Annotated in this window: 24 protein-coding genes and 1 riboswitch; of the genes, 10 read left to right on the top strand and 14 right to left on the bottom strand. The window is 72.3% G+C overall.

From position 1 onward, the window contains the following. The first annotated feature begins 28 nt into the window (after positions 1-28). The 4 genes from ACFYE1_RS02685 to ACFYE1_RS02670 all read left to right on the top strand — a co-directional run bounded on the left by ACFYE1_RS02685 (position 29) and on the right by ACFYE1_RS02670 (position 6,456). Entirely contained in the window at positions 29-265 is a 237-nt protein-coding gene (locus ACFYE1_RS02685; RefSeq protein WP_387739680.1) for a DUF6953 family protein, read from the top strand. Positions 266-391: 126 nt separating this feature from the next. After that, a riboswitch (glycine riboswitch) is annotated at positions 392-493 on the top strand. A 149-nt stretch (positions 494-642) separates the two neighbouring features. Beyond that, positions 643-3,513: an aminomethyl-transferring glycine dehydrogenase gene (gene gcvP / locus ACFYE1_RS02680; RefSeq protein ID WP_387739678.1), complete on the top strand. Its 2,871-nt coding sequence runs from the start codon at positions 643-645 to the stop codon at positions 3,511-3,513. A gap of 51 nt (positions 3,514-3,564) precedes the next feature. Further along, complete coding sequence (gene gcvT, locus ACFYE1_RS02675; protein WP_387739675.1) at positions 3,565-4,686, top strand: glycine cleavage system aminomethyltransferase GcvT; 1,122 nt, start codon at positions 3,565-3,567, stop codon at positions 4,684-4,686. A gap of 339 nt (positions 4,687-5,025) precedes the next feature. Further along, the gene (locus ACFYE1_RS02670) at positions 5,026-6,456 is read left to right on the top strand and encodes an L-serine ammonia-lyase (protein ID WP_387739672.1); all 1,431 of its coding nucleotides are present in this window, start codon (positions 5,026-5,028) and stop codon (positions 6,454-6,456) included. A gap of 126 nt (positions 6,457-6,582) precedes the next feature. On the opposite strand, the gene ACFYE1_RS02665 is transcribed toward ACFYE1_RS02670, so the two are convergent. The 4 genes from ACFYE1_RS02665 to ACFYE1_RS02650 all read right to left on the bottom strand — a co-directional run bounded on the left by ACFYE1_RS02665 (position 6,583) and on the right by ACFYE1_RS02650 (position 10,316). Beyond that, positions 6,583-7,095: a DUF421 domain-containing protein gene (locus ACFYE1_RS02665; protein WP_449274633.1), complete on the bottom strand. Its 513-nt coding sequence runs from the start codon at positions 7,093-7,095 to the stop codon at positions 6,583-6,585. Between the two features lie 60 nt (positions 7,096-7,155). Further along, entirely contained in the window at positions 7,156-9,003 is a 1,848-nt protein-coding gene (locus tag ACFYE1_RS02660; RefSeq protein ID WP_387739911.1) for an ABC transporter ATP-binding protein, read from the bottom strand. Positions 9,004-9,289: 286 nt separating this feature from the next. Further along, positions 9,290-9,766 (bottom strand): DoxX family protein, encoded by a 477-nt coding sequence (locus ACFYE1_RS02655; RefSeq protein WP_387739668.1) that lies wholly within the window; start codon positions 9,764-9,766, stop codon positions 9,290-9,292. Positions 9,767-9,827: 61 nt separating this feature from the next. Continuing rightward, entirely contained in the window at positions 9,828-10,316 is a 489-nt protein-coding gene (locus tag ACFYE1_RS02650; protein WP_387739665.1) for a MarR family winged helix-turn-helix transcriptional regulator, read from the bottom strand. A 74-nt stretch (positions 10,317-10,390) separates the two neighbouring features. Between ACFYE1_RS02650 and ACFYE1_RS02645 the strand changes: the two genes are divergently transcribed. Further along, positions 10,391-11,071 carry a hypothetical protein gene (locus ACFYE1_RS02645; RefSeq protein WP_387739663.1) on the top strand — a complete coding sequence of 227 codons (681 nt, stop codon included), beginning with the start codon at positions 10,391-10,393 and terminating at the stop codon, positions 11,069-11,071. A gap of 73 nt (positions 11,072-11,144) precedes the next feature. Here the strand turns inward: ACFYE1_RS02645 and ACFYE1_RS02640 are convergent, their stop codons facing one another. The 9 genes from ACFYE1_RS02640 to ACFYE1_RS02600 form a co-directional block, all read right to left on the bottom strand. Beyond that, entirely contained in the window at positions 11,145-11,822 is a 678-nt protein-coding gene (locus ACFYE1_RS02640; RefSeq protein WP_387739661.1) for an MOSC domain-containing protein, read from the bottom strand. Continuing rightward, positions 11,819-12,220 (bottom strand): cation:proton antiporter, encoded by a 402-nt coding sequence (locus tag ACFYE1_RS02635; protein WP_387739658.1) that lies wholly within the window; start codon positions 12,218-12,220, stop codon positions 11,819-11,821. Before ACFYE1_RS02635 ends, ACFYE1_RS02640 begins: the two co-directional genes overlap by 4 nt. Beyond that, a complete protein-coding gene (locus ACFYE1_RS02630; protein ID WP_387739656.1) occupies positions 12,217-12,474 on the bottom strand; it encodes a monovalent cation/H+ antiporter complex subunit F in 258 nt (85 codons plus the stop codon). Before ACFYE1_RS02630 ends, ACFYE1_RS02635 begins: the two co-directional genes overlap by 4 nt. Then, complete coding sequence (locus ACFYE1_RS02625; RefSeq protein WP_387739653.1) at positions 12,471-12,881, bottom strand: Na+/H+ antiporter subunit E; 411 nt, start codon at positions 12,879-12,881, stop codon at positions 12,471-12,473. Before ACFYE1_RS02625 ends, ACFYE1_RS02630 begins: the two co-directional genes overlap by 4 nt. After that, complete coding sequence (locus ACFYE1_RS02620; RefSeq protein ID WP_387739651.1) at positions 12,878-14,383, bottom strand: monovalent cation/H+ antiporter subunit D family protein; 1,506 nt, start codon at positions 14,381-14,383, stop codon at positions 12,878-12,880. Before ACFYE1_RS02620 ends, ACFYE1_RS02625 begins: the two co-directional genes overlap by 4 nt. After that, positions 14,380-14,826 carry a sodium:proton antiporter gene (locus ACFYE1_RS02615; protein ID WP_387739648.1) on the bottom strand — a complete coding sequence of 149 codons (447 nt, stop codon included), beginning with the start codon at positions 14,824-14,826 and terminating at the stop codon, positions 14,380-14,382. Before ACFYE1_RS02615 ends, ACFYE1_RS02620 begins: the two co-directional genes overlap by 4 nt. Next, the gene (locus ACFYE1_RS02610) at positions 14,826-17,765 is read right to left on the bottom strand and encodes a DUF4040 family protein (RefSeq protein ID WP_387739646.1); all 2,940 of its coding nucleotides are present in this window, start codon (positions 17,763-17,765) and stop codon (positions 14,826-14,828) included. The genes ACFYE1_RS02615 and ACFYE1_RS02610 overlap by 1 nt, the downstream gene beginning before the upstream one ends. 91 nt (positions 17,766-17,856) lie before the next feature. Then, complete coding sequence (locus ACFYE1_RS02605; RefSeq protein ID WP_387739643.1) at positions 17,857-18,009, bottom strand: hypothetical protein; 153 nt, start codon at positions 18,007-18,009, stop codon at positions 17,857-17,859. Between the two features lie 103 nt (positions 18,010-18,112). Beyond that, positions 18,113-18,496 carry a hypothetical protein gene (locus ACFYE1_RS02600; protein ID WP_387739641.1) on the bottom strand — a complete coding sequence of 128 codons (384 nt, stop codon included), beginning with the start codon at positions 18,494-18,496 and terminating at the stop codon, positions 18,113-18,115. A 110-nt stretch (positions 18,497-18,606) separates the two neighbouring features. On the opposite strand from ACFYE1_RS02600, the gene ACFYE1_RS02595 reads away from it, so the two are divergent. Together ACFYE1_RS02595 and ACFYE1_RS02590 are read left to right on the top strand one after the other, a co-directional pair. Continuing rightward, positions 18,607-19,431 (top strand): SIR2 family NAD-dependent protein deacylase, encoded by an 825-nt coding sequence (locus tag ACFYE1_RS02595; protein ID WP_387739639.1) that lies wholly within the window; start codon positions 18,607-18,609, stop codon positions 19,429-19,431. 180 nt (positions 19,432-19,611) lie between these two features. Then, entirely contained in the window at positions 19,612-20,451 is an 840-nt protein-coding gene (locus ACFYE1_RS02590) for an aldo/keto reductase (protein WP_387739638.1), read from the top strand. 15 nt (positions 20,452-20,466) lie between these two features. Here the strand turns inward: ACFYE1_RS02590 and ACFYE1_RS02585 are convergent, their stop codons facing one another. Then, positions 20,467-21,546, bottom strand: a complete 1,080-nt coding sequence (locus ACFYE1_RS02585) for a nitronate monooxygenase (RefSeq protein WP_387739636.1) — start codon at positions 21,544-21,546, stop codon at positions 20,467-20,469. A 128-nt stretch (positions 21,547-21,674) separates the two neighbouring features. Between ACFYE1_RS02585 and ACFYE1_RS02580 the strand changes: the two genes are divergently transcribed. The 3 genes from ACFYE1_RS02580 to ACFYE1_RS02570 all read left to right on the top strand — a co-directional run bounded on the left by ACFYE1_RS02580 (position 21,675) and on the right by ACFYE1_RS02570 (position 25,924). Further along, positions 21,675-23,138, top strand: a complete 1,464-nt coding sequence (locus tag ACFYE1_RS02580; protein ID WP_387739634.1) for an APC family permease — start codon at positions 21,675-21,677, stop codon at positions 23,136-23,138. A gap of 39 nt (positions 23,139-23,177) precedes the next feature. Then, positions 23,178-23,567 (top strand): universal stress protein, encoded by a 390-nt coding sequence (locus ACFYE1_RS02575; protein WP_387739631.1) that lies wholly within the window; start codon positions 23,178-23,180, stop codon positions 23,565-23,567. Positions 23,568-23,692: 125 nt separating this feature from the next. After that, complete coding sequence (locus ACFYE1_RS02570) at positions 23,693-25,924, top strand: MMPL family transporter (protein ID WP_387739629.1); 2,232 nt, start codon at positions 23,693-23,695, stop codon at positions 25,922-25,924. Positions 25,925-26,022 lie beyond the last annotated feature (98 nt).

Genomic DNA, 26,022 nt, shown 5'->3' with positions numbered 1-26,022 from the left:
GTGCGCCCAGCCGCGTAGGCTCGGGGGCATGACGAGCGCACAGGACATCGCCACTTGGATGATCGACCGCATCCGCACCGAGGGACGGCTGTCCCAGGACCAGGCCGTCCAGGACATCCCCGGCACCTTCGGCCCGGAGTGGGTCCGGACCCTGGAGAACGGGCACACCGGGATCAGCAAGGAGGTCCTCACGGAGTTCCGCAAGGCCCACGGCGGCACGGTGCAGTGGGACCGCGACCGCCGCTTCTGGTCCCCCAAGAGCTGACCCACCGGCCGGCGCCCCGGGGCGCCGGGCACGGGCGCCCCGGGGAGCCTCACGTCGCCGGGTGCCCCCGCGTGACGGTGGACACCCCTTTCCGGCTCCGGCTATCCTGGGAGCAGAAGACGCCCATGAACTGTGGTGGGAGAGTCCCCCGGTCCACCCCGACCGGCGGGCGCCGTAGGAGCAATTCCTCCCCAGGAAACTCTCAGGCCCCTGTACCACCACGGTTCGGCAACTCTGGAAAGCAGTCCGGCGCGCGTCGCCGGACTCACCGACGGTGCAAGCGGCCCCGGCCGCGGAATCTCTCAGGTCCCAGACAGAGCGGGGAGGAACTCGAACCGATCCACGCCACCCTGGCGTGCAGCACCCGGGAGTTCCTCTTGACGATCCAGCTCGCGACCACGTCCCCGACGACGGTCTTCGCCGACCGGCACATCGGCGCCCGCCCCGACGACGTGCAGACCATGCTCACCCGCGTGGGCCGCGCCAGCCTCGACGACCTGGCGGACGCCGCCGTGCCTGCCGACATCCGTCAGCGCGCCCCGCTGGACCTGCCCGCGGCGCTCAGCGAGCAGGAGGTGCTCGAGCAGCTTGGCGCCTTCGCGGAGCGCAACACCACGGCCGTGCAGATGATCGGGCAGGGCTACTACGACACGCACACGCCCCCGGTGATCCAGCGCAACGTGCTGGAGTCCCCGGGCTGGTACACCGCCTACACCCCCTACCAGCCCGAGATCTCCCAGGGGCGCCTGGAAGCGCTGCTGAACTTCCAGACCATGGTCGCCGACCTCACCGGGCTGCCGGTGGCCAACGCCTCACTGCTGGACGAGGCCACGGCGGTGGTCGAGGCCGTGCTGCTGATGCGCCGGGCCAACAAGGCTCGCGGCAACGGGACCATCGTCGTCGACGCCGACACGCTGCCGCAGACCCTGGCCGTGGTGCTGGCCCGCGCCGAGGCGCTGGGCTTCGCCGTGCAGGTCGCCGACCTGGCGGCAGGCCTGCCCGAGGGCGAGATCTCCGGCGTGGTCCTGCAGCAGCCCGGGGTCTCCGGGCGGGTCGTCGACCACGCCGCGGTGATCGCCGAGGCGAAGGAGCGCGGGGCGATGGTCACGGTCGCGGCCGACCTGCTGGCCCTGACCCTGATCACCCCGCCCGGTGAGCAGGGCGCGGACATCGCGGTGGGCTCCTCCCAGCGCTTCGGGGTCCCCCTGTTCTTCGGCGGTCCGCACGCGGCCTACATGGCGGTGCGCTCCGGCCTGGAGCGGAACCTGCCCGGCCGCCTGGTGGGCGTCTCCAAGGACGCCACGGGACGGGCGGCCTACCGCCTGGCGCTGCAGACGCGCGAGCAGCACATCCGCCGGGAGAAGGCCACCTCCAACATCTGCACCGCCCAGGCGCTGCTGGCGGTCGTGGCCGGCATGTACGCCGTGCACCACGGCCCCGAGGGGCTGAAGGCCATCGCCCTGCGCGTGCACGACCGCGCCCGGACCCTGGCCACCGTGCTGCGGGGCGCCGGTCACGAGCTCGTCGCGGAGCAGTTCTTCGACACCCTCACCGTGCGGGTCCCCGAGCGGGCGGAGCAGGTGGTCCGCGCGGCCGAGGCGCGCGGTGTGAACCTGCGGCACGTCGACGCCGACCACGTCGGGATCTCCTGCGACGAGGCGACCATGGAGCAGCACCTCGTGCTCGTCGCCGAGGCCTTCGGCGTGGCGGACGCGGCCGCGGCCGTCGCCGCCGGGCCGCGCGGCCCCGAGCTGGACGAGGGGCTGCGGCGCACCACGGAGTTCCTCACCCACCCGGTGTTCTCCGCCCACCGCTCCGAGACGCAGATGCTGCGCTACCTGCGGCGTCTGGAGAACCGGGACCTGGCCCTGGACCGGACGATGATCCCGCTGGGCTCCTGCACGATGAAGCTCAACGCCACCGCCGAGATGACCGCCATGAGCTGGCCCGAGTTCGCTTCGATCCACCCGCTGGCCCCGGCCCACCAGACGACCGGCTGGCGCGAGCTGATCGCCGACCTGACGGACCGCCTGCGAGAGATCACCGGCTACGCGGCCGTGTCCCTGCAGCCCAACGCCGGCTCCCAGGGCGAGCTGGCCGGTCTGCTGGCCATCCGCGGCTACCACCGGTCCCGCGGCGAGGAGCAGCGCACCGTCTGCCTCATCCCGGCCTCGGCGCACGGCACCAACGCCGCCTCCGCGGTCCTGGCCGGCATGAAGGTCGTCGTGGTGAAGACGGCGGCCGACGGCACCATCGACCACGCCGACCTCGAGGCCAGGATCGAGGCCCACCGCGAGCAGCTGGCCGCCATCATGATCACCTACCCCTCCACCCACGGGGTCTACGACGCCGACGTGCGCCTGGTCTGCGACGCCGTCCACGCCGCGGGTGGCCAGGTGTACCTCGACGGGGCCAACCTCAACGCCCTGGTCGGTCTGGCCCAGCCGGGCCGGTTCGGCGGGGACGTGTCCCACCTGAACCTGCACAAGACCTTCTGCATCCCGCACGGCGGCGGCGGGCCCGGCGTCGGGCCCGTGGCGGTGGCCGCGCACCTGGCGCCCTTCCTGCCCGGCGACGCCACCCGCGCCGAGGCGGACGGGGCGGCCGGCGCGCCGATCTCGGCCACGATGTTCGGGTCGGCCGGAGTGCTGCCGATCTCCTGGGCCTACATCGCGATGATGGGCGGCGACGGCCTCACCCGGGCCACGCAGACCGCGCTCCTGACGGCGAACTACGTCGCCACCGCGCTGAACGAGCACTACCCCGTGCTCTACACCGGCAACAACGGGCTGGTCGCCCACGAGTGCATCCTGGACCTGCGAGCGCTCACGGCCCGCACCAAGGTGACCGCCGAGGACGTGGCCAAGCGGCTGATCGACTTCGGCTTCCACGCCCCGACCCTCTCCTTCCCGGTGGCCGGGACGCTGATGGTGGAGCCGACGGAGTCCGAGGACCTCCCCGAGATCGACCGGTTCATCACCGCGATGACCACCATCCGCGAGGAGATCGAGCAGGTCGCCCGCGGCGAGCTCAGCGCCGAGGACAGCCCGCTGCGCCACGCCCCGCACACCGCCGAGGTCGTGGCCGCGAGCGACTGGGACCGCCGTTATCCCCGCGAGCAGGGCGTCTTCCCCGTCCCGGCGCTGCGCCAGGACAAGTACTTCCCGCCGGTCGGCCGCATCGACGGCGCGGCCGGGGACCGCAACCTGGTCTGCTCCTGCCCGGCCCCAGAGGCCTTCGAGAACTGATCCGGCACCGCCCTGCCACGCACCGCACCGCCACGAAAGGCACCCACCGACATGAGCGTCAGCACCACCTCCCGGCACACCGCCCTGCATGACGAGCACGCCGCTCTCGGAGCGTCCTTCACCGACTTCGGCGGCTGGGACATGCCCCTGAAGTACGGCTCCGAGCTGGCCGAGCACCGCGCCGTGCGCACGGCCGCCGGCCTGTTCGACCTCTCCCACATGGGCGAGATCCGCGTGAGCGGCCCGGACACGGCGACCTTCCTGAACACGGCCCTGGTGGGCAACCTCGCCGCCGTCGCCGTGGGCCGGGCCAAGTACTCCCTCATCTGCACGCCCGAGGGCGGGATCATCGACGACCTGATCAACTACCGGCTGGCCGAGCACGAGTACCTGGTGGTGCCCAACGCCGGGAACGCCCCGGCCGTGCTCGCCGCCCTCCAGGAGCGGGCCGCCGGCTTCGACGTCACCGTGGCCGACGAGTCCGCCGACACCTCGCTCGTCGCCGTCCAGGGCCCGTCCGCGCAAGCAGTCCTGCAGGAACTCGTCCCCGCCGAGCAGCAGCAGCTGGTCGCCGGGCTGACGTACTACTCCGCCGCGCCGGCCACCGTGGCCGGGATCGACGTGCTGCTCGCCCGCACCGGCTACACGGGGGAGGACGGCTTCGAGCTCTACGTGTCCGACAGCCGGGCCGTGCCGCTGTGGAAGGCCCTCCTGGCGGCCGGGCAGAGCCACGGGCTCATCCCCTGCGGGCTCGCCTGCCGCGACTCCCTGCGCCTCGAGGCCGGGATGCCGCTCTACGGCCAGGAGCTCACCCGGGACCTCACCCCCTACGAGGCCGGCCTCGGCCGGGTCGTCTCCTTCACGAAGGAGGAGGACTTCGTGGGCCGCACGGCCCTCGAGGCCCGCAAGGCCGCCGGGGCGCACCGCACGCTGGTCGGCCTGCGCGGCGAGGGCCGGCGCGCGGCCCGCGGCCACTACCCGATCAGCGTGGACGGCGAGGTCGTCGGGGAGGTCACCTCGGGGGCGCTGAGCCCGGCCCTGGGCTACCCCATCGCCATGGCCTACGTCGACGACGAGCACGCCGAGCCCGGCACGCAGGTGCAGGTCGACCTGCGCGGCAGGCCGGCGCCGTTCGAGGTCGTGGCCCTGCCCTTCTACCGGCGCGGGCAGTGACCCGGCCCCGGACCGGCCGTCCGGTCCGTCGCCCGTCGTTGTCCCTCCTGCTGAACGGCTCCCGACCATGAGCACCGTCCCCTCCCACCTGCGCTACTCCGCCGAGCAGTACGCGCAGGCCCAGGAGGAGCACGCACGCGCACGCGGCAGGACCCCGAGACCCTGGACCCGGACCTCTCGCCCCACGGGGGCCCGGCACCGCTGGGCGACGGCTGAGCACGCGCCGCACCCGGATCCCGTCGAGCACCGTGGTGCGGGCCGGGCCCCGGCCCGCACCACGACCGTTCCACCCACCGCCGTCCCGCACCGGGGCACCACCTCCTTGGGAGCATCACCGTCATGGCCATCAGCGTCTTCGAACTGTTCACCGTGGGCATCGGCCCCTCGAGCTCCCACACCGTCGGACCCATGCGCGCCGCGCGGCGCTTCGCCGAGACCCTGACCGGGGGCGGGCTGCTGGAGCGCACCGCGGACCTACACGTGGACGTCTACGGGTCACTGGCCGCGACGGGCCGCGGTCACGGCACCTTCACCGCGATCCTGCTCGGCCTGGAGGGCTACGACCCCGAGACGGTCCTTCCCGACGAGGTGGAAGAGCGGCTCGCGGACCTCGCCGCCACCGGGACGCTGCGGCTGTGCGCGGCCCTCGGCCACCGTGCGGACCTCCCCTACCGGGTCGAGGACATGGTGCAGCACCCGCTGACCGTCCTGGAGCGGCACACCAACGGCATGCGCTTCCAGGCCCTGGACGCCTCCGGCGCCGTGCTGGCCGAGGAGACCTGGTTCTCCGTGGGCGGCGGGTTCATCGTCCGCGAGGGCGAGGAGGACGCCGCCGCGGCCGAGCTGGACGCCGCCAGCGCCCAGGTGCCCCACCCCTTCCGCACCGCCGAGCAGCTGCTGGCCCACTGCGAGCGCACCGGCATGCCGATCAGCGGCGTGATGCTCGCCAACGAGAGGACCTGGCGCGGCGAGGACGAGATCCGGGAGCAGCTGCTGCACATCTGGACCGTGATGGAGGAGTGCAAGGACTCCAGCCTCCGGCGCACCGGCCCGCTGCCGGGCGGGCTGAACGTCGCCCGCCGCGCCCCCGGCTGGCACCGGCGCCTGCGCACCGAGGACCCGGACCGTGACCCCGGCTTCTGGCCGGAGTGGGTGAACCTCGTGGCCCTGGCGGTCAACGAGGAGAACGCCTCCGGCGGGCGCGTGGTCACCGCCCCCACCAACGGTGCGGCCGGCATCATCCCGGCGGTGCTCTTCTACGCCACCCACTACTCCCCGGCCGCCCGGGCCGCCGCCGCGGAGGGCCCCGAGGCGCTCGCGGCGGCCAGGCGCGACATCGTGGTCCGCTTCCTGCTCACGGCCGGGGCGGTCGGGGTGCTCTACAAGGAGCAGGCCTCGATCTCCGGGGCCGAGGTCGGCTGCCAGGGCGAGGTCGGCTCCGCGTCCTCGATGGCCGCCGCCGGTCTCGCCGAGGTCCTGGATGGGACGCCGGCGCAGGTGGAGAACGCCGCGGAGATCGCCATGGAGCACAACCTCGGGCTGACCTGTGACCCCATCGGCGGACTGGTGCAGATCCCCTGCATCGAGCGCAACGCGATCGCCGCGGCCAAGGCGATCAACGCCGCCAAGATGGCGATGTGGGGCGACGGCACCCACCGGGTCAGCCTCGACGAGGTCATCGTGACCATGCGCGAGACCGGCAAGGACATGAGCCACAAGTACAAGGAGACCGCCCTGGGCGGACTCGCCGTCAATGTGGTGGAGTGCTGACCGCGAGACGCTGAGCCCGCCGGCTCGGGCGGTCCTGTCCGGACGGCCCGGATCGATGCACCCTCGAGGGCTGCGCGGCGCGGTCCCCCCACGGGGAGGGGCACCGGTGGGGACGTGAGGCAGTCCTCAGTTGCCGTCCGGCTCCCGCAGGAGGTCCGCCGGGACCAGGTGGGCGTCCCGGACGCCCTCGAGCAGCCGGGGGTCGACCGGCCTGCCGCGCCGGAGGACGCTGATCGTGCCGGCGGCCTCGAAGACCACGCACGCGACCTCGTCAGGGCTGCGCACGCCCGCGCGCCGCAGGGCGCCGAAGAGCTCGGACTCCACCACGTGGACCCGGCGGAGGTTGGCCTCGAGCACCCGTTCGCCGGCCATCAGCAGCACCGCCCGGTTGTTCATCAGCGCGGCAACGCGGATCCCCGCGCGGAGCCGGCCGAAACCCGCCTCGAGGGCGAACAGCGTGCCGAGCCCCAGCACGCCCGCGGCCAGAGTGGGCGTGTCCCCCAGGACCGCACGCCCGGCGACGGCACCGAGCATGACCACCACGACCGCGTCGAAGGTCGACAGCCGGGACAGCACGCGCTGCCCGAGGAGCCGCACCATGACCAGGAACGCCAGGTAGATCCCCACGGCCGAGGCCATCACCACCAGCGCTCCGGGGGCGTCCACGCCGAGGCGTGCCACGGCGTCGTCGAGCACGGGTCAGACCTCCTGGTCCGCGAACTGCGTCTCGTAGAGCTCGGCGTAGCGCCCGCTCACGGCGAGGAGCTCGGCGTGCCGGCCGCGCTCCACGATCCGGCCGTCCTCGACCACCAGGATCTGGTCGGCGGAGCGGATGGTCGAGAGCCGGTGGGCGATGACCAGGGCGGTGCGCCCCTCCATCGCCTCGCCCAGCGCCGCCTGGACGTAGGCCTCGTTGGTGGAGTCCAGCGCCGACGTGGCCTCGTCGAGGATCACCACGCGCGGGGCCGCGAGCAGCAGGCGGGCGATGGTCAGCCGCTGCCGCTCGCCGCCGGAGAGCCGGTAGCCGCGCTCGCCCACCACGGTGTCCAGCCCGTCCGGGAGGGAGCGGATCACGTGCTCCATGCGGGCCCGGGCGAGGGCGTCCCACAGCTGCTCGTCCGTGGCCTCCGGCCGCACGAGGGCGAGGTTGTCCCGGATCGACTCGTGGAACAGGTGCCCGTCCTGGGTCACCATCCCGATGGTCTCCCGCAGCGAGGCGAAGGTGGCGTCCCGCACGTCCGTGCCCCCGATCCGGACGGCCCCCGAGGTGACGTCGTAGAGCCGGGCCACGAGCTGGGCGATGGTCGACTTGCCCGCGCCGGAGGAGCCGACGAGGGCCACCGTCTGCCCCGGCAGGACGGTGAAGCCGACGCCGTGGAGCACCTCCTCGCCGCCCCGGCCGTCGAGCACCGCGACGTCCTCGAGCGAGGCCAGCGAGACCTCCTCGGCGGAGGGGTAGGCGAACCGGACGTCGTCGAACTCCACCGACGCGGGCCCGGCGGGCAGCGACCGCGCCCCGGGCCGCTCCTGGATCAGGGGGACGAGGTCGAGGATCTCGAAGACCCGCTCGAAGCTCACCACGGCACTCATGACGTCCATCCGGGCGTTCGCGAGCATCGTCAGCGGGGTGTACAGCCGGGTGAGCAGCAGGGCGAGGGTCACGACTGCGCCCGCGTCCAGGTTGCCGAGGATCGCCTGCGCGCCGCCGAGCCCGTAGACGAGGGCCAGGGCGAGCGCGGAGACCAGCGTCAGGGCGGTGACGAACACGGTCTGCAGCATCGCCACCCGCACACCGATGTCCCGGACGCGGCCGGCGCGGCGGGCGAACTCCGCGGCCTCGGCGTCGGGCCGGCCGAAGAGCTTGACCAGGGTGGCACCGCCGGCGGAGAACCGTTCGGTCATCTGCGTGGACATGGACGCGTTGTGCTGGGCCGCCTCGCGCTGGAGGTTCGCCAGGCGCCCGCCCATGGCCCGGGCCGGGACCAGGAAGATCGGCAGCAGGAGCACGGACAGCGCGGTGACCTGCCACGAGATCGAGACCATGACGATCACGGTCAGGATCAGGGAGACGATGTTGCTCACCACGCCGGAGAGCGTGTTGGCGAACGCCCGCTGGGCGCCGATCACGTCGTTGTTGAGCCGGGAGACCAGGGCCCCGGTGCGCGTGCGGGTGAAGAAGGCGATCGGCATCCGCTGCACGTGCTCGTAGACGGCGGTGCGCAGGTCCAGGATGAGCCCCTCGCCGATCAGGGAGGAGAGCCAGCGGTTGAGGACGTTCAGCCCGGCGTCCACGACCGCCACGACGGCGATGGCCACCGCGAGCCAGACCACCACGGAGACCTCGTCCCCGGCGTTGATCGCACGGACCACGTCACCGGCCAGGATGGGGGTGACCACGCCGAGCAGGGCCGTGAGCACCGAGACGACCAGGAACACCGTGAGCCTCGCCTTGTGCGGGCGCGCGAAGGAGACGATGCGCCGGAGCGTGCCCCGGTCGATCTTCCGGCCCTTGACCTCCTGGCCCTGGACAGTGCGCCACAGCACCATGTACGGCGAGTTCTGCATGCTCATGCGGCCAACCCCGATCTGCGGGGATCACCCGCGCTGGATCCGGCGCGGCACCGTGGTGGTCGTGCGCGCCGCACCGGGGACGATTTTACGCGTCCGCGCCGACACGTCCGCGCGCGCCCGCCGCGGACCCCGACGGGACTCCGGCGGGGCTCCGCCAGGGGACGACGACGAGCCCCCGCGCCGCAGGCTGCTGCGGGCGGGGGCTGGTCGCTCCGGTGCCGGACGGTTTCCGGGACGGGGCCTCAGGAGCGCTCTGGCGGGGTCAGGCCCGGGCGGCGGACCGGCGCTTGGCGGCGATCAGGTGGTCCAGCGACCAGCGGCCGGCACCGGCCAGAGCGAAGAGGGCGGCTGCGGCAGCGAGCAGCAGGACGAGCTCGACCCCGCCGTCGGCGGCGAAGAAGCCTGCGGGCAGGTGCACGAGCACGAGGGCGCCCAGCATGGTCAGGGCCAGCAGGACGGCGACCACGCGGGTGCCGAGGCCCAGGACGAGCAGCAGCCCGCCCACGAGCTCGAGCACGGCGACGGCCGGCGCCGCGAGCTCGGCCGCCGGGACGCCCATCTGGGCGAAGGAGGCCTGGGTGCCGGCGATGGTCCACTCGGTGACCTTCTGCCAGCCGTGCAGGAGGAACGTGGCACCGAGGACGACGCGCAGGACGGTCAGGCCGAGGGTCGCGGCGGAGGAGTCCGCGGAGAACCCGGCGGGGGCGGCGGTGCGCTGAGGCGTCTGAGTTGTGGACATGTCATGACTGTAGCGCAATTTTACTTTCCCTGACAATCTTCTTGTCGGAGTGTCCACGGCGTCACGGCTGGTCGGAGGCCAGTCCTCGAGCCGTGGGGCCGGCCGCGGCGTCGTCGACCATGCGGCCGATGAGCGCAAGCTGCTGGACCTGGACGGGCGTCAGCCGGTCGATCACCGTCCGCCGGACGTGCTCCACGTGGCCCGGGGCCACCTGCTCGACCCGCTCCAGGCCGCGGTCGGTGATCTCGGCGAGCACCACCCGCTTGTCCTGCTCGCCGCCGGCGCGCACCACGAGGCCGTCGCGCTCGAGGCGCGCGACGATCCGGGACAGCCGGGACTGGGAAGTGTTGGTGGCCACCGCGAGGTCCGACATGCGCCGCCGCCGGTCGGGCGCCTCGGAGAGCATCGCGAGCACCAGGTACTCGGCGAGGCTGAGGTCCGCCTCCGCCTGCAGCTGGGACTCAATGCTGCCGGGCAGCGTGAACATGATGGAGACGAGCGCCAGCCAGGCCTCGCGCTCCTCGGGGGACAGCCATCGGGTCTGCGTCATGGGCCCGATCCTACGAGCCGGTCCTTGACGCTTCATGGGAACGCGTCCGCCGGGCTCGCCCCATAATGGAACCCATGGACTCCCTCGGCACCTGGCCCCGGCCCGTACCCGCGGACGATCGCGACTTCGACGTCCAGGTCATGCGGCGGCTGCGCACCGCCCGCGGCGACGACGGGGCGCCCGACCGTCCCTCCCTGGGCGAGCGCCTGGGCATGTCGCTGCTGCTCGTGGTCCCGGTGCTGACCGCGCTCGCCGTGGTCCTGCTGTGGCAGCAGTGGTCCCGGTCCGGCTCGGCGGTGCTCCTCGCGCTCATCGCGGTGGTGCTCGTGGCCACGGCCCTGTGGTGGACGGCCCGGCTCAAGCGCGCCTTCGCGACCGCGCAGGGCCGCCTGGGCGCACGCCTGGCGAACGTCGTGGACCACGGCGTGGGCGTCGTCCGGGGAATCGACCTCGAGCCGTTCGCCGAGGACGCGGGAGCCGCCGGGAACACCGCCGGCCACACCGCTGGGGACGCCGCGACGAGCGGCGGCCGTGTCCGCGCCCGGCTCGAGCTGTCCGTGACCCCGGTGCAGGGGGACCGCTTCAGCACCTCCGTGGAGGCCCTCTACGACGCCCATGCCGCGCTCCTCCTGGAGGTCGGCTCGCACGGTCCCGTCCGGTTCCTGCGGGACGACCCGGCGGGGACCACCGTGATCGACACCCGGCTCTCCGAGCAGCAGGTCGCGCAGGTCTACCGGGGCGCCGCCCTCAACTGACACCGCGGCGGGCCCGCGCCGTGCGGTCCTGCCGCGGCAGTGCGTTCGTGCCGTCCCGGCAGGCCGCGGCGGCTCACCCGCTGCGGCTCTCCACCACCCGCTGCGCCTTCTCGACCCGCCGCCGGAGCTGCTCGCACAGGTCCTCCCCCGCCCGCAGCAGATCCGGCAGCCGGTCCCGCTCCGTGGTCTGCACCCGGAAGGCGTCCACCACGCCCACCCCGTGCCCGGCGCGGCGGGTGAGCTCGACCGGCAGACCCGCACGCACGGTGCCCGGCGACAGGACCTTGAGGTAGGCCCCGGAGCGGCCCCGCTCCGTGAAGATGCGCAGCCAGCCGCGCACCTCCATGCTCGCGCGGAACGTGCCGCAGGGGATCCGGGCGTCCGTGACCTGCAGCAGCACGTCGCCGATCCGCCAGACGTCGCCCAGCCGCGCGTCGTCGACCTCGAAGCCTGAGAGCGTGAGGTTCTCCCCGAAGGAGCCGTCGGGGATCTCCTGCCCCAGCTGCTGCTCCCAGAAGTCCAGCTCCTCGCGCGCGAAGGCGTACACCGCCTGGTCCGTGCCTCCGTGGTGCTTGCCGTCCCCGATGAAGTCCCCGGCCAGGCCCGCGCCGGGGCCGCCCCTGCGCGGACCCGGATCGCGAACCTCCACGGGACCGTCCACGGGGCGCTTGCGGATGCCTGTGGGCCGGTTCCTCCTGGCGGCGTTGCTCTCGGGCCGCCCCACGTTGACGCTGCGAACGCGGGCGGTCACGACCTGACGTCCTCGCCGGAGCGGCCGACCTCGTCCCCGGCGCTCTCGTCCAGCTCGTTGTGGTGGGTCGGGGAGTACACCGCGGAGCCGATGAGGTATCCGGAGCGCGCCAGCGCCATGCTGCCCACGGCCGACGTGACCAGCTGCAGGATCACCGCGGCAAGCAGCTTCACGGCGTTCTCCACGCCGGGCAGGAAGAAGAACGCCCCGGTGAGGACGAACGAGACGCCGATGCCCGCGGCGGTGGCGATCGCCGAGGACCGGGTGTAGAGGTCGGGGAGTCGGATGAGCCCCACCGTGGCGGTGAGGAAGACCAGCGAGCCCAGGACGATGAACGCCTGCCCCACGACGCTCATCCACAGGGTGTCGTGCATGATCGGGTCGAATTCCACGGTCATCGCCTCCCCTTGGTCAGTGCGCGGGACAGGGACAGGGTCGCCAGGAAGCCCACGAGGGTCGCGATGAGAACGAGGTCGAAGACCGTGGGGCTCATCGCGAGGACGCCGAACAGGGCGATGAGGCCCACCACGGCGAAGAACAGCAGGTCGGAGGCGATGGCCCGGTTCGCGTCGTTGGGGCCGCGGAACATCCGCACCCCGGCGACTAGGACGGAGACGGCGAGCACCAGCACGCCGAAGAGGATGCCGATCATCGGGGTGCACCTCCCGGTCGGATGCCGTTCAGCATGTGGGTCTCCATCTCCTGCAGGCTCGACCGGGCGTCCTGCGGTCCCTCCGAGTACATGGCGTGCACGAAGATGTCGTAGCCCTCCGTGCGGGCGTCCCCGTCGTCGCCGGCGGAACCGGCGCCGTCCGCGCCGTCACGGGGCCGGGCCACGGTGGCCAGGGTCAATGTGCCCGGCGTCAGCGAGATGAGCACGCTGAGCAGGACGGTCTCGAACTCGCTGCGGCACCGGGTGCGATAGCGCACCACGATGGGCGAGGAGCGGTGACGGCGCGTGAACACGTCCTGCGTCACCGCGACGTTGGACAGGACCAGCTCCCACGCGTACCAGAGCAGGAAGCCGAGCAACCGGAACGGCCAGGTCAACCACTTCACGAGGAGGTCACCGCCTCCACGAACGCGCTGGTGTCCACGAGACCGTCGGCGGCCGCGGCCGAGACGCCGAGCAGCAGCTCACCGCCCACACCGAAGCCGAGGGTGATGACCGCCAGGACGAGAGCGGGGGCGATGAGGCCCAGCGAGATGCGGCGCTCCTTCGTGCCCACGGCGGCGACGACCTCGCTCGAGGACTCCTCCGGTTTCCCCAGGAACATCTTCCCCCAGATCTTGAGCGTGTACAGCAGCGTGAACAGGCTGACCCCGACCGCCACGAGGGCGACCGCGACCTGCTGCTCCTCGAACGCGGCCAGGACCAGCGACAGCTTGGCCACGAACCCCGAGAACGGCGGGATGCCGGTCAGGGACATGGCCGCGGCGAAGAACACCACGGCGGTGAGCGGTTCCCGCCGGAGCAAGCCGGTGACCTCGCCCAGCGGTTGCCGCCCGTAGGCGATCTCCACCGCGCCGGTGGACAGGAACAGGGACACCTTCACCACCGTGTGGTGCAGGAGGTAGAAGATGCCCGCGGTGAGTCCCACGGCCCCGAACAGGGCGACGCCCAGCAGGATGTAGCCGACCTGGCTCACCGTGGAGTAGGCGAGGATCGCGCGCGCGTCCCGCTCCCCCACGGCACCGAAAACACCGATCACCATGCTGGCGGAGAACACCACGACCCCGATCCACAAGTACCGTTCCGCACCGTCGAAGATCACGGCGTAGATCCGGTAGATCGCGTAGATCGCGATCTTCGTGTGCAGCCCGGAGAACAGCGCGGTGACGGTCGGTGACATGAAGGGGTACGTGCGCGCCAGCCACCCGTGCACGGGCACCACGGCCGCCTTGATCGCGAGGGCGGACAGGACCACGGCCACGGACACCGCCACAGCGGTGGACTCCGCCGCCCGGCCCGCCAGCTCGCCCATGTTCACGGTGCCCGCCGTGCCGTAGACCAGCCCCACGCCCGCCAGGAGGATCGTGGAGGCCAGCAGGTTGACGCTCACGTAGATCCGCGAGGACGTGACCTGCATCAGCCGTCCCCGGCCGCGGTGGGCCAGGATGATCAGCGCGTAGGACGGCAGGAGCATGACTTCGATGAACACGAAGAGGTTGAACAGGTCCGCCGTGAGCAGGGCCCCGTTGAAGCCCGCGGTGAGCACGAGCACCAGGGACCCGAAGTAGCGCTTCTCCGCCTGCCCGGAGACCACCCCGAACCAGGCGCTGACCAGTGTCACGAAGCCGGTCACCGTCAGCATCAGCGCGGTGAAGAGGTCGGCCGCGAACGGGATGGCGATGCCGGAGGGCCAGAGCCCGATGCGATGGACCAGCACGGTGCCGCCGTCCAGGAGAGTCGCCACCAGCCACCCCGCCCACACCACGTCCGCTCCGAGGACGGCGAGCAGCCCCGCCTTGCCGATCCGCAGAGAGTTCCCGGCGAGCACCAGCAGACCGGCGGCCAGCAGCGGGACGATGACGAAGAACGAGATCAGGTCCGCGCTCATGCGCGACCACCCCGCCCGTGGCTCCCTTCCGGTCGGATGCCCACCGGGTCCGGGTCCTCGGGTGCGCCGCCGTGCGTGCCGGCGCTGTCTGCGGGGTCGTCCATCAGATCAGGGGTCTCCATCTCCCGGCCGGTGAGCTCGAGATCGGTGTCGTCGTCGTCGTCGCCGGTCACGGCGAGCACGAGCATGTACATGGTGATGGCGAACGCGATGACGATCGCCGTCAGCACGAACGCCTGCGGCAGAGGATCCGCCGTGGTCGCGAGGTCCGGGTCGGCTCCCAGGGGCTCACCCCGCCGGTCCACGCCGCCGGCGGCCATGATCAGCAGGTTCACACCGTGGCTGAGCAGGGCGAAGCCGATGATCAGGCGAACCATGCCGCGCCGGAGCATCATGAACACGCCGCCCGCGATGAGCACGCCCACGGTCAGTGCGAGTGCCATCAGAGATCGTCTCCTCGGGGTCGGTCGGCGTCGTCGGCCGGGGTTCCGGAGTTCGTCCCGGGCGGTCGGCCGGAGGTCCGGTCGAGGAGCCGGATCCTGCTGAGGTCCAGGGGCGCCGTGCTGGGGTGGTGCGGCTCGTCCGTGGTGCTGGTCGCCTGGGGACCCCGGGACGGCACCGCGGTGGAGCCCACCCTCCGGAGGGGCGGCGGTTCCTTCTCCTCGACGCCCAGGCGGCTGATCGCGGCGAGGATCACGCCGACCACCGCGAGATACACGCCGACGTCGAAGATCAGCGCCGTGGTGATGTGGAGGTCGAGCACGTAGAAGTGCAACGGGCGGAGGAAGGACCCCTCGGCCAGGCCCAGCAGGCCCACCCCCACCGCCACGACCACCCCGGCGCCGATGAGCTTCAAGTAGGGCAGTCCGAGGCGGCTGACCCGGTCGTCCTGGGCGGCGAAATAGACGAGGGAGATGCCTGCGGCGCCGATGAGGGCGGAGATGAAGCCGCCTCCGGGGTCGTTGTGCCCGCGGAGCAGGAAGAAAAGGGACAGGGCGATGATCACCGGGCCCAGCAGGCGGTCGGTGACCCGCAGGGTCATCGTGTTGTCCTCGGCCCCGCTGATCGGGGAGCCCTGCGGCTCCGTGATGGGGCTGTGCAGCTTGGGCAGCAGACCGCGCGACTCCAGGGCCACGACGATCGCGATGCCGGCCACGCCGAGCACGGTGAGCTCACCGAGGGTGTCCAGGGCACGGAAGTCCACAAGGATGGTGTTCACCACGTTCGTGCCGCCGGTCTCCGTCTCGCCCTCCGTCAGGAAGTACTGCCCCGCGTCGGAGAGCCCGCGGCGACCGGTGAGCGCCCACGTGGCCACGGCGGCGGAGGCGCCCGAGAGGACCGCGACGACGGCCGCCGTGGTCGTCCGCCGCTTCCCCGTGCGGTGGAAGGTGGACGGCAGGCGGTTGAGCAGCAGGACGATCACCACCACGGTCAGGATCTCGACGAGCAGCTGGGTCAGCGCCACGTCGGCCGCGCCGAGCTCGTAGAACCACAGCGCGACGGCGAATCCCACCACGCCGATGATGGTCACGAGGGCGATCCGGCTGCGCACGCCCAGGGCCAGGAGCACCCCCACCAGGACCACGCCGAGCAGGACCCAGTCCAGCGGGTTCGTCACGTTCCCGTTCAACGGCGGGACCTCGACCGTGAACAGGCCCACCACCGTCAGCAGCACCAGCACGGCCGCGGGCGGGACCAGGTGCGGGTAGGGGGCATCGGCGCGGGTGAGGCCGCCGATCCGCTCGCCTAGGGCGACGGAGCCGTTGCGGAACGCCTCGACGGCGCCCACCCCGGTGATGGGCGACAGCTTCCGGTCCAGGAGCCGGTCCACCTTGCCTCGGGCCAGCACGAGCGCGCCGCCGAGGGCGAAGACCGCCAGGGACATGTACAGCTCGGGGGCGAAGCCGTGCCACAGGCCCAGGTGGGGCTCGGCGTCGGGACCGGCGACGGATGCGGAGGCGGCACCGAGCAGCGGCTCGGCCAGCACGCCCGCCAGTCCCAGCGCCAGACCGGCCGCGGAGACCAGCACCACGGGTGCCAGGAAGGCGCCGGAAGCCTCCTTCGGCGGGTCCTGCACCGGACGGCCGGGGAAGATCGTGATGATCATCCGGGCCGAGTAGGCGAAGGTGAAGGACGCGGCCAGGACCGCCACGGCGCCCACGAGCCACACGGCCGCCGGGGGTGCCGGGCTCTCGGCCATGGCCTTGAACATGGCTTCCTTGGAGATGAAGCCGAACAGCGGGGGGACCCCCGCCATCGAGACCGCCGCCAGGGTCATGACGACGGCGGTGACGGGCATCGTCCGCGCCAGCCCGGAAAGCTTGCGGATGTCCCGTGTACCGGCCTGGTGGTCGATGACCCCCACGGACATGAACAGCGCCGACTTGAACAGCGCGTGGGCGGCCACGTGCACCACGGCCCCCACCACGGCGTAGGAGGTGCCGATGCCGATGGTCGCCGTCAGGAAGCCCAGCTGGCTGACCGTGGAGTAGGCGAGCATCTCCTTGAGGTCGTGGCGCTGAAGCGCGAGCACCGCGCCCATCAGGGCGGTGAACAGGCCCACCGAGATGAGCAGGACGTTCCACACCGGCACCTCGCTGAGCGCGGTGGAGAAGCGCAGCATCAGGTAGATGCCGGCCTTCACCATTGCCGCGGCGTGCAGGTAGGCGCTCACGGGGATGATCGCGACCATGGCGTCGGGCAACCAGGCATGGAAGGGGAACTGCGCGGACTTGGTGAAGCCCGCGAGGGCGATCAGCACCGCCACGAACGCCGCGAAGCCCGGGGACGTGGACCACACGTCGTCGACGAGGATCGCGCTGAGGCGCGTGGTGCCGGTGGCCACCCACAGGGCGACCACTGCTGCGAGCAGGCACAGTCCACCGGCCACGGTCACCAGGAACGTCCGGATCGCCGGGTCCCTGGCGTGCGGGCCCGAGCGGGCGATGAGCAGGAAGGAGCACAGGGTGGTGAACTCCCACATCACGAACAGGAGGACCACGTCGTCGGCCAGGACCAACCCCAGCATCGCCGCCGCGAAGAACGTCATGAGGGTGTAGAAGGCGCTGTGCGAACCTTTGGCGAGATAGCGCGCCGAGTAGCCGAGGACCACCGCGCCGATGACCAGCACGATGAGACCGAAGAACAGGCCCAGTCCGTCGAGCCGCAGGTGGAAGGACACGCCCAGGCTCGGCATCCACGGGACCTGCTGGGAGACCTCGTCGCTGTCTCCTCTGCCGTTCCACACCGCGACCAGCGCACCGGCGAGCACGAGCAGGCCCGCGGCGAGCGGCCAGCCGGCCTCGCGGCCCGCCTTGCGGCCCAGAACGGCGGCCACAGGGCACAGCAGTGCGGTGAGAGCGAGAATGATCAGGAGAGACACGCCTGGCAACCGTCCGGTCGGTGGGATGGGAACGAGGTGGACTCGGCCGTCGACTGGCCGGCCGTGGCGGCCGGTGTCCCGGCCGAAGCGCTCAGGCGTCCCGGGGGCAACCGGAGAGCAGCGGCCCCCAGGAGCTGACGTAGCCGTTCGTCCCGTTGGAGACGCTCCGGACCACCGTGGACAGCACGCGGCCCGGTGGCACGGCGCGGCCGAGGTCGTCGGCGCGGTTCCTGGGGCTGGTCATCGCCCCGAATTTACCATGACGTCCACCACAACTCCGGCGGAGCTGCAGAGCGGCCCGCGGCGCCTCCGCGCACGGTCCGGCCGCCGTCCCGCCGGTGGCGGAGTCAACGCCGCTTCCGCAGGGGGCTCGAGCCGGAGTGCGGGACGGTGGGGGTGGCGGCGGTCTCGGCGTCCGGCTCGACGAGCGTGCCGCGTCCCGGCCCCTCGGGCGGGAGCACGTCGCCGAGGTCGTCGGCACGGCCACGGACGAGCTCGCCGTCCGGGTCACCACCGCGGTCACCGTCGAGCGGAGCGTGGGAGGAACGCCGGCGCGGGGTGTCGTTGATCTCGGTGACGGACACGGCCACCGCGTTGAGCGCGAGGCCGGCGAGCACGAACAGCCACGCCGTCTTGGGGTACCACGCCAGGGCGAGGACCACTCCGACCACGACGAGGGCGACGGAGGTCAGATAGGCGGGGGTCAGCACGCGCTGGACGTTGAACTTCATGGTTTCCATTCCACCACGCGCGCGTGCGGATCGACCAACGGGCTGGAGCGTTTCCCGCCCCGGGGCGCGAACCCTGGCCCGGGCGCCTCCGTGCGTATACCGTCGGCGGCATGGACGACCTCGACCCCGAGCTGCTCGAGCTGGCGCGCTCCGCCCGCACCGTGACCGTGCTCTCCGGCGCCGGGATGTCGGCGGAGAGCGGGGTGCCCACCTTCCGGGACGCCGGCACCGGCCTGTGGGCCCGCTGGTCCCCCGAGGAGCTGGCCACCCCCGAGGCGTGGGAGGCCGATCCCGAGCTCGTCTGGTCCTGGTACCTCTGGCGGGCCCGCCAGCTGCGCCGGCTCCGCCCCAACGCCGGGCACCGGGCGATCGCCCGGTGGGCGGACCGCGCCCGCGTCCACGTGGTCACCCAGAACGTCGACGACCTCCACGAACGGGCGGGCTCGGCGGTCCTCGCCCACCTGCACGGCAGCCTGTTCGCGTTCCGCTGCTCCGGCTGCGGCGCCCCGTTCCCGGAACGCCTCGTCCCCGGACTGGCACCCGGCACCGGTCCGGAGGCACCGCCCGACCCCGGGGAACCGGGCCGCGAGCGCCCTCCGGTGTGCCGCGCCTGCGGCGGGGCGGTGCGGCCGGCGGTCGTGTGGTTCGGGGAGCCGCTGCCCGAGGGCGCCATGGAGCGGGCCGCCGCGGCCGTGGCGGAGGCGGACCTCGTGCTCGTCGTGGGCACGTCCGGGCTCGTGCAGCCCGCCGCCTCCCTGCCGCTGATCGCCGCCGGCCGCGGGACGCCCGTGGTCGAGATCAACCCCGAGGACACCGCGCTCACCCCGCACGCGGACCGGACCGTCCGGGCCGGCTCCGCCGAGGTGCTGCCCCGCCTCCTGCCCCCGCAGGACGACCGGCGCCCCCAGACCCGGCCGGCGGGCACCGGCCGCTGACCGGCTCGTAGCGCAGCCGGATCCCCGCATGCCGATTGCTGAGAGCAGAAAGCACGCTTTCCTTCTTGTCAGGGCGCGGCGACAACTGGAGACTGATCGACGGACACCGGGCGCGGGTGACTTCTTCCCGGCCCTCCCCGTCAGCCCCCGCGGGCTGTCTCCCCACGAAAGGCACGGTCCATGACCCAGTCCACGACCCAGTCCCCGGTCCTCACCCTGCACGACGGCAAGACCATCCCGCAGCTCGGCTACGGCGTGTGGCAGGTCGACGCCGACATCGCGGAGGACGTGGTGGGCCAGGCGCTCGAGGCCGGCTACCGCCACATCGACACCGCCATGATCTACGGCAACGAGGAGGGCGTGGGCCGCGCGATCGCGAACAGCGGCCTCCCGCGCGACGAGATCTTCGTGACCACCAAGCTGTGGAACGGCGACCACGGCCACGACTCCGCGCTGAAGGCCGTCGACGCCTCCCTGGAGCGGCTCGGCCTGGAGTACGTCGACCTGTACCTCATCCACTGGCCCACTCCGAAGCACGGGAAGTACGTGGAGACCTGGAAGGCGCTCCAGGAGATCCGCGACAGCGGCAAGGCCCGGTCCATCGGCGTCTCGAACTTCCCGCGCGAGGAGCTGCAGGAGATCATCGACGCGACGGGCGTGGTCCCCGTGGTGAACCAGGTGGAGCTGCACCCCTACTTCAACCAGGCCGCGCTGCGGGACTTCAACGCCTCCCACGGCATCCTGACCGAGGCGTGGTCCCCCCTGGGCCAGGGCGGCGACCTGCTCCAGGATCCGGCGATCGGCTCGATCGCCCGCAAGCACGGCGCCACCCCGGGACAGGTCATCATCGCGTGGCACCTGGCGATCGGCAACGTGGTCTTCCCCAAGACCGTCACGCCGGAGCGGATCCGCGAGAACTACGCGGCTCTCGACGTCCGGCTGGACGACGAGGACGTCCAGGCGATCAGCGGCCTCGACAACGGCGGGCGGATCGGCTCGGACCCGAAGGACTTCAACTGAGTCCTGCCCCCGCTGTCAGGAGCAGGACGGGGCGTGGAGGATTCCGCGCACCACCTCGGCGGCGGGGACCTCCCGGGCGGCCGCGAAGGACGGACCGGCCCACAGGGCGATGGCCTCGGGGTCCCCGGTCTGCGCCGCGGCCGCCCGAATGGGCTTGGTCAGCTGGTTGACCTGCGGATATGCCGCTGGAGCAATATCGGAGAAGCGGTCGATGAAACCGTTGCGCACGCCGCGCGCCAGCCGGCCCGAGAACGCCCGGGTCACGGCCGTCTCCGTGTAGCGACCCGAGCCGAGAGCCTCCCGGTACGCGGCGGAGGTCCCCGCCTCGTGCGTGCGCAGCAGGAGCGTGCCGATCTGGACGGCGTCCGCACCGGCGGCCAGGGCTGTGTCCGCCGCCGCCGCGGAGGCGATGCCGCCCGCGGCGACGATCGGGACGGCCACGGCGGCGCGGACCGCGGCGACGAGCTCCACCAGAGGCTCCTCGCCCGGGACGTCCTCCGCGCGGTGGGTGCCCCGGTGCCCGCCGGCGGCCGGGCCCTGGACCGTCAGCAGGCGGGCGCCGGCCCGCACCGCGGCCTCGGCCTCCGGGACCGAGGTCACCGTGACGGACGTCGTGGTGCCCACCGCCGCGAGCCGCTCCAGCACGGCGGCCGCGGGGAGCCCGAAGGTGAACGAGACGACCGGCACCCGCAGCTCCTCGACGAGCTCCAGCTTGGCCGCCCATCCGTCGTCGTCGGCGGGGTCCGTGTCCGGCAGCTCCACCCCGTACCGGTGGGCCGTGTCCTGCAGCGCCTCCCGGTAGGCCGCGACCGACAGGTGCACGGCGGGGTCGACCGCCGTCCCGGGCGCCGCGGTGTTCGCGGCCTGCGGGACGAAGAGGTTCACCCCGAAGGGGCCCTCGGTCAGCGCCCGGACCTGCTCGACGTCCGCGCGGACACCCGCCACGGGACGGTTGCCCGCCGCCAGGAAGCCCAGGCCGCCGGCAGCCGTGACCGCCGCGGCCAGCGCAGGGGTCGACGGCCCACCGGCCATCGGGGCCCCCACGAAGGGGAGGCGGAGATCGGTCAGCCGGAAGCGGCTCTCGGTGCTCGTCATGGTCCCAGGCTAGGAACACTGCGGCTCCTCGTCACCACCTGGGCCGGGCGCAGGTCGTGGCATAGGCTGTGGCCACGGTCACCGCCCTCCGGGGTCCGCAGTCCGTCACCAGCGATTCGAGGCATCCGATGGCCCAGTCAGCCGACTCCACGACCCGGTCCCGTCCGCAGCCGGAGCTCAAGCGCGTCATGGGTCCCGGCCTGCTCCTGCTGTTCATCGTGGGCGACATCCTCGGCACCGGCGTGTACGCCCTCACCGGCAACATCGCCGGCGAGATCGGCGGCGCTGCGTGGGCCCCGATCCTCGTGGCGTTCGTGGTCGCCACCATCACGGCGTTCTCCTACCTCGAGCTCGTGACCAAGTACCCCGGCGCCTCGGGCGCCGCGCTGTACACGCACAAGGCCTTCGGCATCCACTTCATCACCTTCCTGGTGACGTTCGCCGTGCTCAGCTCGGGACTGACCTCCGCCTCGACGGCGGCCTCCGCGGTGGCCTCGAACTTCGCCCGCGGCTTCGGCCTGGAGGTGGGCACCACCGGGATCACCGTGATCGCGGTGAGCTTCATCGCGATCCTCGCCGCCATCAACGTCCGCGGCATCACCGAGGGCCTGGCCTTCAACGTGGTGCTGACCTCCATCGAGCTCACCGGCCTGCTCATCGTCATCCTCGTGGGGTTCTGGGCGTCCTTCCAGGGCCAGGCAGACTTCAGCCAGACGATGGTCTTCGAGACCTCCGAGGACAAGGGCATCTTCCTGGCCCTCACCGCAGTGACCTCGCTCGCGTTCTTCTCCTTCGTGGGCTTCGAGGACTCCGTCAACATGGTCGAGGAGACCAAGAACCCCAGCCGCGACTTCCCGCGCGTGATGCTCTTCGGCCTCGGCCTGACGGGCACCATCTACATCCTGGTCTCGATCTTCACCGTGGCGGTCGTCCCCATCGGCGTGCTCGGCGAGTCGACCACGCCGCTGCTCGACATGGTCCGGATCGGCGCCCCCAACATCCCCATCGACACCATCTACCCGTTCCTGACGATCTTCGCCGTGGCCAACACCGCCCTGATCAACATGCTCATGGCCTCCCGGCTGCTCTACGGCATGGCCCGCCAGGGCGTGCTGCCGGACTTCCTGGGCCACGTCCTGCACGGCCGGCGCACCCCCTGGTCGGCCATCGTGTTCACGACCCTCCTGGCGATGGGCCTGATCATCGTGATCAACAACATCCTCGGCAGCGGCACGGCCAGCGCCCTCGGCGGCACCACGGCCCTCCTCCTCCTGGGCGTGTTCACCATCGTCAACATCGCGGCGATCATCCTGCGCAAGGACCACAGCCCCACCCACGACTACTTCCACGCCCCCCGGGTCCTGCCCTATCTGGGCGCGATCACCTGCGCCTACCTCGTCGGGCCGTGGGCACAGGACCTCATCGAGTACCAGATCGCCGTGGTCCTGCTGCTGATCGGGCTGGGCCTGTGGATCATCAACTTCCTGTACGACCGCCTGTTCCTCGGCCGCAAGGTGCGGTTCGAGGACCCGGAGGCCCTCGCCCGCATGGAGGACGAGCCCGGGGAGCAGGACCCGCACCGCGGCCCCTGACCTGTCCCGACCCATCGTGCCGCCACCCCAGGAGAACCCGTGACCGTCGTCGTCGGATACATGCCCACCGCCCCCGGACACGCGGCCCTGGACGCCGCCATCCTGGAGGCCGCGCGCCGCGGCACCGACCTGGTCGTGGTGCAGCCCCGGCCGAGGCGCCACCAGCCTCCGGAGATCGCCGCCGACATCGACGTGGAGCGGGAGAAGCTCGCCCGCGCCGGGGTGCGCTACGAGCTGCGGGAACCCGACCACGACAGCGACCCCGCCGACGTCATCCTCGACACCGCCCGCGACCACGGGGCCGAGCTCATCGTGCTGGGCATCCGGCGGCGCTCACCCGTGGGCAAGATCATCATGGCGAGCACGGCACAGCGCGTCCTGCTGGAGAGCCCGTGCCCGGTGCTGTGCGTCAAGGCCGTCTACGACTGAGCCCGGGATTTTATTTCTGTTTTCGAAATATTAGTCTGGTCCCAGGCCCCGGCGCCTCCGGTCCTGCGCGGGGACCGACGGACCCCGCGGCTCCGACCTGCTTCTGCCGCTCCGAAAGGCCAGCCATGACCACCCCGGCACGCACCGCGTCCCGCCCTGCCCCCTGGGCCGAGACCCCCGAGCCCCCACGGCGTCCCCGCTGGGCCGCGCTGCTGCGGATCCTGCTGCCGGCGCTGCTGATCGTCGGGTGGCTCACGGTGGCCGGCGTGGGCGGGCCGTACTTCGGGAAGATCTCCGAGGTCTCCACCAACGACCAGTCCAGCTTCCTGCCGGAGTCCACCGAGTCCACGCAGGTCACCCGGCTGCAGGGCGAGTTCCGGGACTCGGACGTGATCCCCGCGATCGTCCTCCTCGCCCGGGAGGGCGGGCTGAGCGCCGCCGACCGGGAGTGGGCCCAGGAGGCCGCCGCGTCGGTGCAGGAGAGCGGTCTTGCCGAAGGGCAGACCTCGCCGCTGATCCCGTCCGAGGACGGGGAGGCCCTCCAGCTCGTCGTCCCCCTCCCCGACGGCGAGGTCGTCGACGACGTCGAGGCGCTCACGGCCCAGTTCGAGGCGGACCGGCCCGAGGGACTGCAGAGCTACGTCACGGGCCCCGCCGGGTTCACGGCCGATCTCGTGGCCGGTTTCGAGGGTATCGACGGAATCCTGCTGGGGGTGGCGCTGGCCGTGGTCTTCGTGATCCTCCTCGTGGTCTACCGGTCCCCCGTGCTGCCCGTCCTGGTGCTGCTGACCTCGGTCTTCGCCCTCAGCGCCGCCATCCTGGTCGTGTACTGGCTGGCGGCCAACGAGCTCGTGACCATCAGCGGCCAGGTGCAGGGCATCCTGTTCATCCTCGTGGTCGGCGCCGCCACCGACTACTCGCTGCTGTACACGGCGCGGTACCGGGACGCCCTGCTGCACCACCGGCGACGGGCGGACGCCACCCGGGCGGCCCTCAAGGGCTCGGCCGAGCCGATCGTCGCCTCCGGCGCCACCGTCATCGCGGGCCTGCTGTGCCTGCTGCTCTCGGACCTCGCCTCGAACAAGGCGCTGGGCCCGGTGGCCTCCGTCGGCATCGTCATGTCCGTCCTGGCGGCCCTGACCTTCCTGCCCGCTGTCCTCTACACCACGGGACGGGGAGCCTTCTGGCCGTTCCGACCCCGGTACGACGCCTCGGGCACGGAGCGCGTGCGCGTGGTGGAGCACGGGGCCGGCACCCGTCCGACCGTCGAGGGCCGCGGCGTGTGGGCCTCGGTGGCCCGTTTCGTGGCCCGCGCCCCGCGGGCGATCTCAGTGGTGACCACGGTGGTTCTCCTCGCCCTCGCCGGATTCAGCACCCAGTTCCAGGCCTCCGGTGTGGAGCAGAGCGAACTGGTGCTCGGCGAGTCCCAGGCCCGGGACGGCCAGGAAGTCCTGGCCCAGCACTTTCCCGGCGGCTCCGGGAGCCCCGCGGTCCTGCTCGTCCCGACCGGGTCCCTGGACGCCGCGGTCGGGGCGGTCGAGAGCACCGAGGGGGTCGCCGACGTCGTCGCCGTCTCCGACGACTCGCCGTCCGGCACCCTGCCCCTCGGGGAGGACGCCGCCCCGACCGCCGGGCCGTTCGCCGGGGCCGCGCCGACCGAGGCGCAGGGTCTCTACCAGCTCCAGGCCACGCTGTCCGACGCCGCCGACTCCCCCGAGGCCGAGCAGACCGTGCGGGAGCTGCGCGAGAACGTGCGGGCGGCCGACGCGGAGATCCTCGTGGGCGGCACCACGGCGACGAACATCGACACCAACGAGACCTCGATCGCCGACCGCACGCTGATCATCCCGGTGATCCTGGTGGTCATCACCCTGATCCTCATGTTGCTGCTGCGCTCCGTCCTGGCGCCGGTGCTGCTGATCCTCACGACCGTGGTCTCCTTCTTCACGGCCCTGGGCGTCTCCGCCCTGGTGTTCAACGAGGTCCTGGACCTGCCCGGCGCGGACCCCTCGGTCCCGCTCTTCGGCTTCGTGTTCCTCGTGGCGCTGGGCATCGACTACAACATCTTTCTGATGTCCCGGGTGCGGGAGGAGTCGCTGGTCCACGGCACCCGGGCGGGCATCCTCCGGGGGCTCACCCTCACCGGCGGGGTGATCACCTCGGCCGGCATCGTGCTCGCGGCCACGTTCGCGGCGCTGGCCGTCATCCCGATCATGTTCCTGGTGCAGCTGGCCTTCATCGTGGCGTTCGGCGTGCTCCTGGACGCGCTGATCGTCCGGTCGCTGCTGGTGCCGGCGCTGACCTATGACATCGGCCGGGCCATCTGGTGGCCCTTCCACCGGCGGATCGAGCCCTGAGCACCGGCGCGGGCAGCCGGAGCCACGGCGCCGGCTGCCCCCGTCCGACGGGACCGCCGGGCCCGGGCCGACCTCGCGGACCTGGGCCCTCACGGGTT

The organism is Kocuria nitroreducens, from assembly GCF_042879195.1.
Taxonomy (GTDB): Bacteria; Actinomycetota; Actinomycetes; order Actinomycetales; family Micrococcaceae; genus Kocuria; species Kocuria nitroreducens.
This window is presented reverse-complemented; position numbering and strand designations above follow the sequence as displayed.

What these genes read in the sequence shown, in the direction of transcription:
- ACFYE1_RS02630 (WP_387739656.1), bottom strand. Translation starts at nt 12,474, where the DNA reads ATGATCGGCATCCTCTTCGGCGTGCTGGTGCTCGCCGTCTCCGTCCTA.
- ACFYE1_RS02600 (WP_387739641.1), bottom strand. Translation starts at nt 18,496, where the DNA reads ATGAAGTTCAACGTCCAGCGCGTGCTGACCCCCGCCTATCTGACCTCC.
- ACFYE1_RS02590 (WP_387739638.1), top strand. Translation starts at nt 19,612, where the DNA reads ATGACCCAGTCCACGACCCAGTCCCCGGTCCTCACCCTGCACGACGGC.
- ACFYE1_RS02580 (WP_387739634.1), top strand. Translation starts at nt 21,675, where the DNA reads ATGGCCCAGTCAGCCGACTCCACGACCCGGTCCCGTCCGCAGCCGGAG.
- ACFYE1_RS02660 (WP_387739911.1), bottom strand. Translation starts at nt 9,003, where the DNA reads ATGGTGCTGTGGCGCACTGTCCAGGGCCAGGAGGTCAAGGGCCGGAAG.
- ACFYE1_RS02665 (WP_449274633.1), bottom strand. Translation starts at nt 7,095, where the DNA reads ATGGCCTCGGCCGTGGGGATCTACCTGGCGTTCCTGGTCATGGTGCGG.
- ACFYE1_RS02645 (WP_387739663.1), top strand. Translation starts at nt 10,391, where the DNA reads ATGGACTCCCTCGGCACCTGGCCCCGGCCCGTACCCGCGGACGATCGC.
- ACFYE1_RS02585 (WP_387739636.1), bottom strand. Translation starts at nt 21,546, where the DNA reads ATGACGAGCACCGAGAGCCGCTTCCGGCTGACCGATCTCCGCCTCCCC.
- ACFYE1_RS02570 (WP_387739629.1), top strand. Translation starts at nt 23,693, where the DNA reads ATGACCACCCCGGCACGCACCGCGTCCCGCCCTGCCCCCTGGGCCGAG.
- ACFYE1_RS02655 (WP_387739668.1), bottom strand. Translation starts at nt 9,766, where the DNA reads ATGTCCACAACTCAGACGCCTCAGCGCACCGCCGCCCCCGCCGGGTTC.
- ACFYE1_RS02595 (WP_387739639.1), top strand. Translation starts at nt 18,607, where the DNA reads ATGGACGACCTCGACCCCGAGCTGCTCGAGCTGGCGCGCTCCGCCCGC.
- ACFYE1_RS02670 (WP_387739672.1), top strand. Translation starts at nt 5,026, where the DNA reads ATGGCCATCAGCGTCTTCGAACTGTTCACCGTGGGCATCGGCCCCTCG.
- ACFYE1_RS02605 (WP_387739643.1), bottom strand. Translation starts at nt 18,009, where the DNA reads ATGACCAGCCCCAGGAACCGCGCCGACGACCTCGGCCGCGCCGTGCCA.
- ACFYE1_RS02615 (WP_387739648.1), bottom strand. Translation starts at nt 14,826, where the DNA reads ATGGCACTCGCACTGACCGTGGGCGTGCTCATCGCGGGCGGCGTGTTC.
- ACFYE1_RS02620 (WP_387739651.1), bottom strand. Translation starts at nt 14,383, where the DNA reads ATGAGCGCGGACCTGATCTCGTTCTTCGTCATCGTCCCGCTGCTGGCC.
- gcvT (WP_387739675.1), top strand. Translation starts at nt 3,565, where the DNA reads ATGAGCGTCAGCACCACCTCCCGGCACACCGCCCTGCATGACGAGCAC.
- ACFYE1_RS02650 (WP_387739665.1), bottom strand. Translation starts at nt 10,316, where the DNA reads ATGACGCAGACCCGATGGCTGTCCCCCGAGGAGCGCGAGGCCTGGCTG.
- ACFYE1_RS02685 (WP_387739680.1), top strand. Translation starts at nt 29, where the DNA reads ATGACGAGCGCACAGGACATCGCCACTTGGATGATCGACCGCATCCGC.
- ACFYE1_RS02635 (WP_387739658.1), bottom strand. Translation starts at nt 12,220, where the DNA reads ATGACCGTGGAATTCGACCCGATCATGCACGACACCCTGTGGATGAGC.